Origin of the sequence: Polaribacter sp. (assembly GCF_965656025.1) — a bacterium.
In the GTDB taxonomy this organism is placed as follows: Bacteria; Bacteroidota; Bacteroidia; order Flavobacteriales; family Flavobacteriaceae; genus Polaribacter.
Window position 1 is genome coordinate 17,953 of record NZ_CBFHJT010000039.1, and the last position, 6,332, is coordinate 24,284.

The 6,332-nt window shown below is 28.8% G+C and carries 7 protein-coding genes; 4 read left to right on the forward strand and 3 right to left on the reverse strand.

Going from position 1 to position 6,332, the window contains the following annotated elements; translation table 11 throughout:
• On the reverse strand, window positions 1–1,242 hold a 1,242-nt coding region (locus ACTG3S_RS08860; protein ID WP_439128997.1), incomplete at its 3' end, for a glycine--tRNA ligase.
• Window positions 1,243–1,406: 164 nt separating this feature from the next.
• Between ACTG3S_RS08860 and ACTG3S_RS08865 the strand changes: the two genes are divergently transcribed.
• The 3 genes from ACTG3S_RS08865 to ACTG3S_RS08875 are packed head-to-tail and all read left to right on the forward strand — an operon-like array spanning window position 1,407 to window position 4,625.
• Window positions 1,407–2,093, forward strand: coding sequence for a ComF family protein (locus ACTG3S_RS08865; RefSeq protein WP_439128998.1), 687 nt, complete (start codon window positions 1,407–1,409; stop codon window positions 2,091–2,093).
• Window positions 2,094–2,150: 57 nt separating this feature from the next.
• The gene (locus tag ACTG3S_RS08870; protein WP_439128999.1) at window positions 2,151–3,773 is read left to right on the forward strand and encodes an Ig-like domain-containing protein; all 1,623 of its coding nucleotides are present in this window, start codon (window positions 2,151–2,153) and stop codon (window positions 3,771–3,773) included.
• 60 nt (window positions 3,774–3,833) lie between these two features.
• Window positions 3,834–4,625 (forward strand): THC0290_0291 family protein, encoded by a 792-nt coding sequence (locus ACTG3S_RS08875; protein ID WP_439129000.1) that lies wholly within the window; start codon window positions 3,834–3,836, stop codon window positions 4,623–4,625.
• Here the strand turns inward: ACTG3S_RS08875 and ACTG3S_RS08880 are convergent.
• Window positions 4,622–4,795, reverse strand: a complete 174-nt coding sequence (locus ACTG3S_RS08880; protein WP_439129002.1) for a hypothetical protein — start codon at window positions 4,793–4,795, stop codon at window positions 4,622–4,624. The two genes, ACTG3S_RS08875 and ACTG3S_RS08880, sit on opposite strands and share 4 nt — an antisense overlap.
• A 7-nt stretch (window positions 4,796–4,802) precedes the next feature.
• Window positions 4,803–5,372 carry an RNA polymerase sigma factor gene (locus ACTG3S_RS08885; RefSeq protein ID WP_439129003.1) on the reverse strand — a complete coding sequence of 190 codons (570 nt, stop codon included), beginning with the start codon at window positions 5,370–5,372 and terminating at the stop codon, window positions 4,803–4,805.
• 207 nt (window positions 5,373–5,579) lie between these two features.
• On the opposite strand from ACTG3S_RS08885, the gene ACTG3S_RS08890 reads away from it, so the two are divergent.
• Window positions 5,580–6,332 (forward strand): sigma-70 family RNA polymerase sigma factor (locus ACTG3S_RS08890; RefSeq protein ID WP_439129004.1); only part of this gene is annotated, 753 nt, incomplete at its 3' end.

Here is a 6,332-nt window from a genome sequence, read left to right on the forward strand (position 1 = left end):
CGCTTTAAAAGGTGCTAACACTGCTGGTAATTTCAAAACAGTTCTTGTAGTTCCGTTTTCTAAATCTTCTTCCTGTAAAGAATTTGAAAACACAGCTAAAAACATTCTATCTAAACCTATAGAAGTCTCTACTACATAAGGCACATAACTTTTGTTTTCTTCATGGTCAAAATATTGCAGCTTTTTACCAGAATATTCTTCGTGTGCTTTTAAATCGAAGTCTGTTCTTGAGTGTATGCCTTCTAATTCTTTAAAACCAAATGGGAATTTAAACTCAATATCTGCTGCAGCATCTGCATAGTGTGCTAATTTATCATGATCGTGAAAACGATAATTTTCTGCACCCATACCTAAAGATAAATGCCATTTTAAACGCGTTTCTTTCCAGGTATTATACCATTCTTTTTGAGTTCCTGGTTTTACAAAAAATTGCATTTCCATTTGTTCAAATTCTCGCATTCTAAAAATAAATTGTCTTGCAACAATTTCATTTCTAAAAGCTTTACCAGTTTGTGCAATTCCAAAAGGAATTTTCATACGTCCTGTTTTTTGAACGTTTAAAAAGTTTACAAAAATTCCTTGTGCTGTTTCTGGTCTTAAATATACTTGCGTAGAGTTTTCTGCTGATGCCCCAATTTGAGTACCAAACATTAAGTTAAACTGTTTTACTTCTGTCCAATTTTTAGAACCTGATGCAGGGCAACCAATTCCTAAATCTACAATTAGTTGTTTAAAACCTACCAAATCACTTTCTTCTTGAACTCTGGTTAATTCAGCAGAAATTTCATCAATCTGTTTTTGACGACGAAGAACATTTTGATTTGTTGCTCTAAACTCCTCTTCATTGAAAGCATCACCAAAACGTTTTTTAGCTTTAGTAATATCTTTTTCTATTTTTTGATTTATTTTTTCTCTAAAATCTTCTACTAAAACATCTGCTCTGTATCTTTTTTTAGAATCTTTATTGTCTATTAAAGGATCGTTAAAGGCATCTACGTGTCCAGAAGCTTTCCATGTTGTTGGGTGCATTAAAATTGCAGCATCTATCCCTACAATGTTTTCGTGCATTTGCACCATTGCTTTCCACCAATAATCTCTAATATTTTTTTTTAGCTCAACTCCATTTTGAGCATAATCATAAACCGCACTTAAACCATCATAAATTTCTGATGATTGAAATACGTAACCGTATTCTTTTGCATGCGATAATACCTTTTTAAATTGATCTTCTTGTTTTGCCATAATGCCGACAAAGATAAACGTTTAGGTAACTTTTTCAAGAAAAATATTACATCATTTTTGTAAATAAATCACTCATGTAAATTAGTATAAAAACTCACTTTTTATATGATAAAATATAATTCATCAATTTTAAGTATCTTTAAATGCTATTGCTATGTAAGAAAATGAAAATTTTAAACGATTTTTTAAATTTATTTTATCCTAAAATTTGTGCCAATTGTAATACACAATTACTACAAAATGAAATTGTAATTTGTACAATTTGTAGACACGATTTACCTTTAACTAACTTTAGTTCTTTTACAGATAATAAAGTTGCTAAAATTTTCTATGGAAGAATTACTGTAGAAAAGGCATATGCTTTATTAATCTTTAGAAAAAAAAGTATCACTAAAAAATTAATACACGATTTAAAGTACAAAGGAAATGAAGAAATTGGTGTCTTTTTTGGAAATTGGTTAGGAGTATTTTTAGCAGAAAATAATCAATTTCCTGATGTTGATGTGATTGTGCCTGTGCCAATTCATTACAAAAGAAAAAAAGAAAGAGGTTACAATCAGGTTACAAAATTTGGCGAAAAACTAAGTCATCACTTAAAAAAGCCTTTTGTAGAAGATATTTTAGTTAGAAAAAACGCGACAAAAACCCAGACGTTTAAATCTCGTTTTGAAAGGTTTAACAACCAAGCAACACAATTTTTATTATCAGACAAAACGTTTTTTAAAAATAAACATGTTTTAATTATAGATGATGTTATTACAACAGGTGCAACATTAGAAGCGTGTGCTTTAGAGCTTTTTAAAACTGAAAACATTAAAATAAGTATTTTAACAATAGCATATACAGAATAAATTTTGTGATTTTAATGTGAAAAATAAATTGTTAATTTGTAAAAAATTTTACCGTTTGTGAAACTCTTTTATAAGTATCTTTTTTTTTCAATTTTTATATTAACTGTAACAAGCTGTGCAAAAACAGGCAGACCAGATGGTGGTCCAAAAGATGAGGACCCTCCACTTTTTGTTACCTCTAAACCACCTTATAAAACCATCAATTTTAAAAGTGATGAGGTAGAGCTTGTTTTTAACGAGTTTGTAAAACTAAAGGATTTAAATAAGCAATTAGTAGTATCTCCACCTCTTAAAAACCCTCTATTAGTAGCCCCACAAGGGACTGCAAGTAAGTTTTTAAAGATTGAAATTTTAGACACACTAGCACCAAACACTACCTATATTTTTAATTTTGGGAATGCCATAGAAGACAATAACGAGAGTAACAAGCTAGAAGCTTTTAAATACGTTTTTTCGACAGGTACTTACATAGATTCTTTAGAAAATGAAGGCTTTGTAAAGGATGCATTTTTAAAAAAAGACCCCAAAAACACAAATATTCTTTTGTATAAGTTAGATAGTATTTTTACGGATTCTATAATTTACAAACAAAAACCAAATTACGTAACCACAGCATTGGATACTACAAAGTTTAATTTCACCAATTTAAAAGAAGGAAACTATTTATTATTAGCTTTAGAAGAAAATTCTAGCGATTATATTTTTAATCCGATAACAGATAAAATTGCTTTTTACAGTGATACCATACAACTACCAAAAGATAGTATTCTTACAAAACCTTTAAAACTTTTTAAAGAAACACAACCTTATAGATTTAGAAGAGCTAAAGAAATTTTTAAAGGAAAAATAGAGTTTGGTTTTGAAGGTGCTATTAAAAATTTAAAGGTATCATTACTTTCTAAAGTGCCAGAAGATTTTAAAAGTATAGCCAAACTAGAAATAGACAAAGACACCTTAAGCTATTGGCATACGCCTATAGAGGTAGATTCTTTAAACTTTATAGTTTCTAATGATATTTTTTTAGATACTGTTACTGTAAAGTTTAGAAAAAAAGAAATAGACTCTTTAAAATTATCACCTTCTACATCTGGTACACTGCACTTAAGAGATACCTTTTTTATTAAAAGTAATAATCCTATTATAGCAATAGATACTAGTAAAATTTCTTTTACAGATAAAGATACTTTAAATGTAAAATTTACAAAATACATCTCTAAAAAAGAAAATAAAATTGGTTTTTTATTCGAGAAAAATCAAAAACAGAACTATAGTATAAAAGCTTTACCGGGTTCATTTAAAGATATTTACAATATAGAAAATGACACTTTATTATATCGATTTAAAACCATAGAGTTAGAAGACTATGGTAAAATTACTATTAATATTGTCAATACAGATCAAGATAATTTAATAATCGATTTACTAAGTGGTAAACAAAATGATGAAATTATAGACAGAAAGTATATAAACACTTCTGAAACTTTGGTTTTTGATTTATTAGAACCTAAAACCTATACAATTAGAGCCATTATAGATGCTAACAATAATAAAAAGTGGGATACTGGAGAATACCTAACAAAAAAACAACCCGAACCAGTTATCTATTATGAAGAAGACTTAAAAGTTAGAGCTAATTATTTTTTAGAAGGCAATACCTTTACCGTTAAAAAAACAAATTAAGTTTTGTTGTTCCGAATAATTTAGTATATATTTGACTTTTTACTTTAAGACCCCTAAATCTTGAAAACCCCTATAACAATTATCTTTATAATTGTTTTTATTCTAGAATTTAAGGCTCAACATTTTACCCATGATATTGGTGGTTTTGTTGGATCCTCTAGTTTACAAAGCGATTACGGAGAACGCGGACATTTTGGTAGTGAAATTAACAACAAAAACATGTCGTTTTCTGTTGCACACTATCTTAGTTTTTACAATAGAACTTTACGTTGGGATCCCAACAATGTACTACACAACCATTTAATGGTTAAAACAGAATTACAGTACATTAAAAATACAGATTTAGAACACTATGGTTATTACGCTTCTAAACAAACTTATGGAGGAGAACAACTAAGAGCCATGAAAGGCAATGTAAGAATGTTAAACCTTGGAGTAAACTTAGAATACTTTTTAAGACCTCTAGAAGAATTTGTATATCCTTATTCAGACATCTCTTTTAATCCATTCTTTACCTTCGGAATTCAATACTCCTTTTTTAATAATGGCGTAAATTCAGATTTAGGAGACTGGAAACAAGATGTTACTTTATTACCCAAAAAATATCAAGATGAAAACCATTTAGCCTTAGGTTCTGGAGAAACCTTTGCTGTTAACATTGGTTTGGGTACAAGGTACAAGCTTACTAAAAAGTTAGATTTTGTAGCACAATTTAATTACATGTACTTTTTTTCTGACAGAGTAGATGGTTTACAAGCGGCTGTTTTTGAAAACAAAAATAACGAGTGGGCTTTTAATCTTAAAGTTGGGGTAGTATATCACTTAAACTTTAGTACACCATTATTTTATTAAGAGTCTTTATTTTTACTAAAAAAGCTAGTAAGTGTTTTTGGGTATTTTAAAATGTACTTATCTGCAGTTTCTATAGTTTGTTTAATCATCATTGTATCTAGCAAAACATTTTGTTTTACAATAGGTGATACTTTATGCTTCGGGAGAATTTTTTTAAACGGATTACTCATTATTTTTTTACAACACTTGGTATAATTTTACAACTTTAGCCTTTGCTCTTTTTATTCGCATTTTTACAGCACTTTCACCAATATTTAAAATTTCTTTTATTTCTTTAATACTTTTTTCATCTTGGTATTTCATCAATAAAATCATTTTTTCTGCTGGCTCTAACTTGTTTAACACTTTTGCTAATTTTGCAGATTTTAATTCTAATAAAGACACATCGTCTATATCATCAAAAGCAGTATCATTTTCTTTAATTTGATCGGTAACTATCGTTACTTTTTCTTTCTTCTTATAACTATTTCTTTGTACATAATTTACACAGAAATTATAAGTAAAAGAATATAACCAAGTAGAAAATTTAGAATTACCTTTAAACGTTTTTAGTTTTACAAACAATCTTACAAAAACGTCTTGCATCAAATCCTCAGCTTCTTCTTTACTTTTAGAAAAACCATAACATTTATTATAAACAACTGTAGAAAATCTGTCATATAACATGGCAAATAATTCTGTATTATTGGTTTTTACTATTTCAAAAACTAATTCTTCATCGGTAATTTTAACTGCTGTTCTATTCACTTTTGTTGTATTTATGACACTAAATAAATGAATAAGTCACAATTAAATATTTTAAAAAGTTAAACGGTATATTCTAATCGGTGAATGGTTGAAAACAAACTTTTTCAAAAAAAAATATTTTTTTTTGTAACATTTACAAACAATCTTGCGTATAAGTAATCGTAGGCTTCTCATTAATCCTAAAAAAAAGCCTGCCAATTAGAATACATGAGACAACTTAAAATTACAAAACAGGTTACCAATAGAGAAACTGCATCTTTAGACAAATACTTGCAAGAAATTGGTAAAGTAGATTTAATTACTGCAGATGAAGAAGTAGAATTAGCACAGTTAATTAAAGCTGGAGATCAAAGAGCTTTAGAAAAATTAACAAAAGCCAATTTACGTTTTGTGGTATCCGTAGCAAAACAATATCAAAACCAAGGATTAACATTACCAGATTTAATAAACGAAGGTAATTTAGGGTTAATCAAGGCTGCAAAACGTTTTGATGAAACCAGAGGTTTTAAATTTATTTCTTATGCTGTATGGTGGATTCGTCAATCAATCTTACAAGCCTTAGCGGAACAATCTAGAATTGTACGTTTACCGTTAAATAAAATTGGTTCTATCAACAAAATTAACAAAATGTACGCTTTCTTAGAGCAAGAAAATGAGCGCCCACCAAGTGCCGAAGAAATTGCCAAGAAACTAGACATGACTGTAAATGACGTAAAAGAATCTATGAAAAATTCTGGACGTCATGTATCTATGGATGCACCTTTAATTGAAGGAGAAGACTCTAATTTATACGACGTTTTAAACTCTGGCGAGTCTCCAAATCCAGATAGAACTTTGTTACACGAATCTTTAAGAATCGAAATAAACAGAGCTTTAGAAACATTAACACCAAGAGAAGCAGACGTTGTAAAACTTTATTTTGGTTTAGGAGAACACCAACCAATGACCTTAGAAGAAATT

What these genes read in the sequence shown, in the direction of transcription:
- ACTG3S_RS08865 (WP_439128998.1), top strand. Translation starts at nt 1,407, where the DNA reads ATGAAAATTTTAAACGATTTTTTAAATTTATTTTATCCTAAAATTTGT.
- ACTG3S_RS08880 (WP_439129002.1), bottom strand. Translation starts at nt 4,795, where the DNA reads ATGAGTAATCCGTTTAAAAAAATTCTCCCGAAGCATAAAGTATCACCT.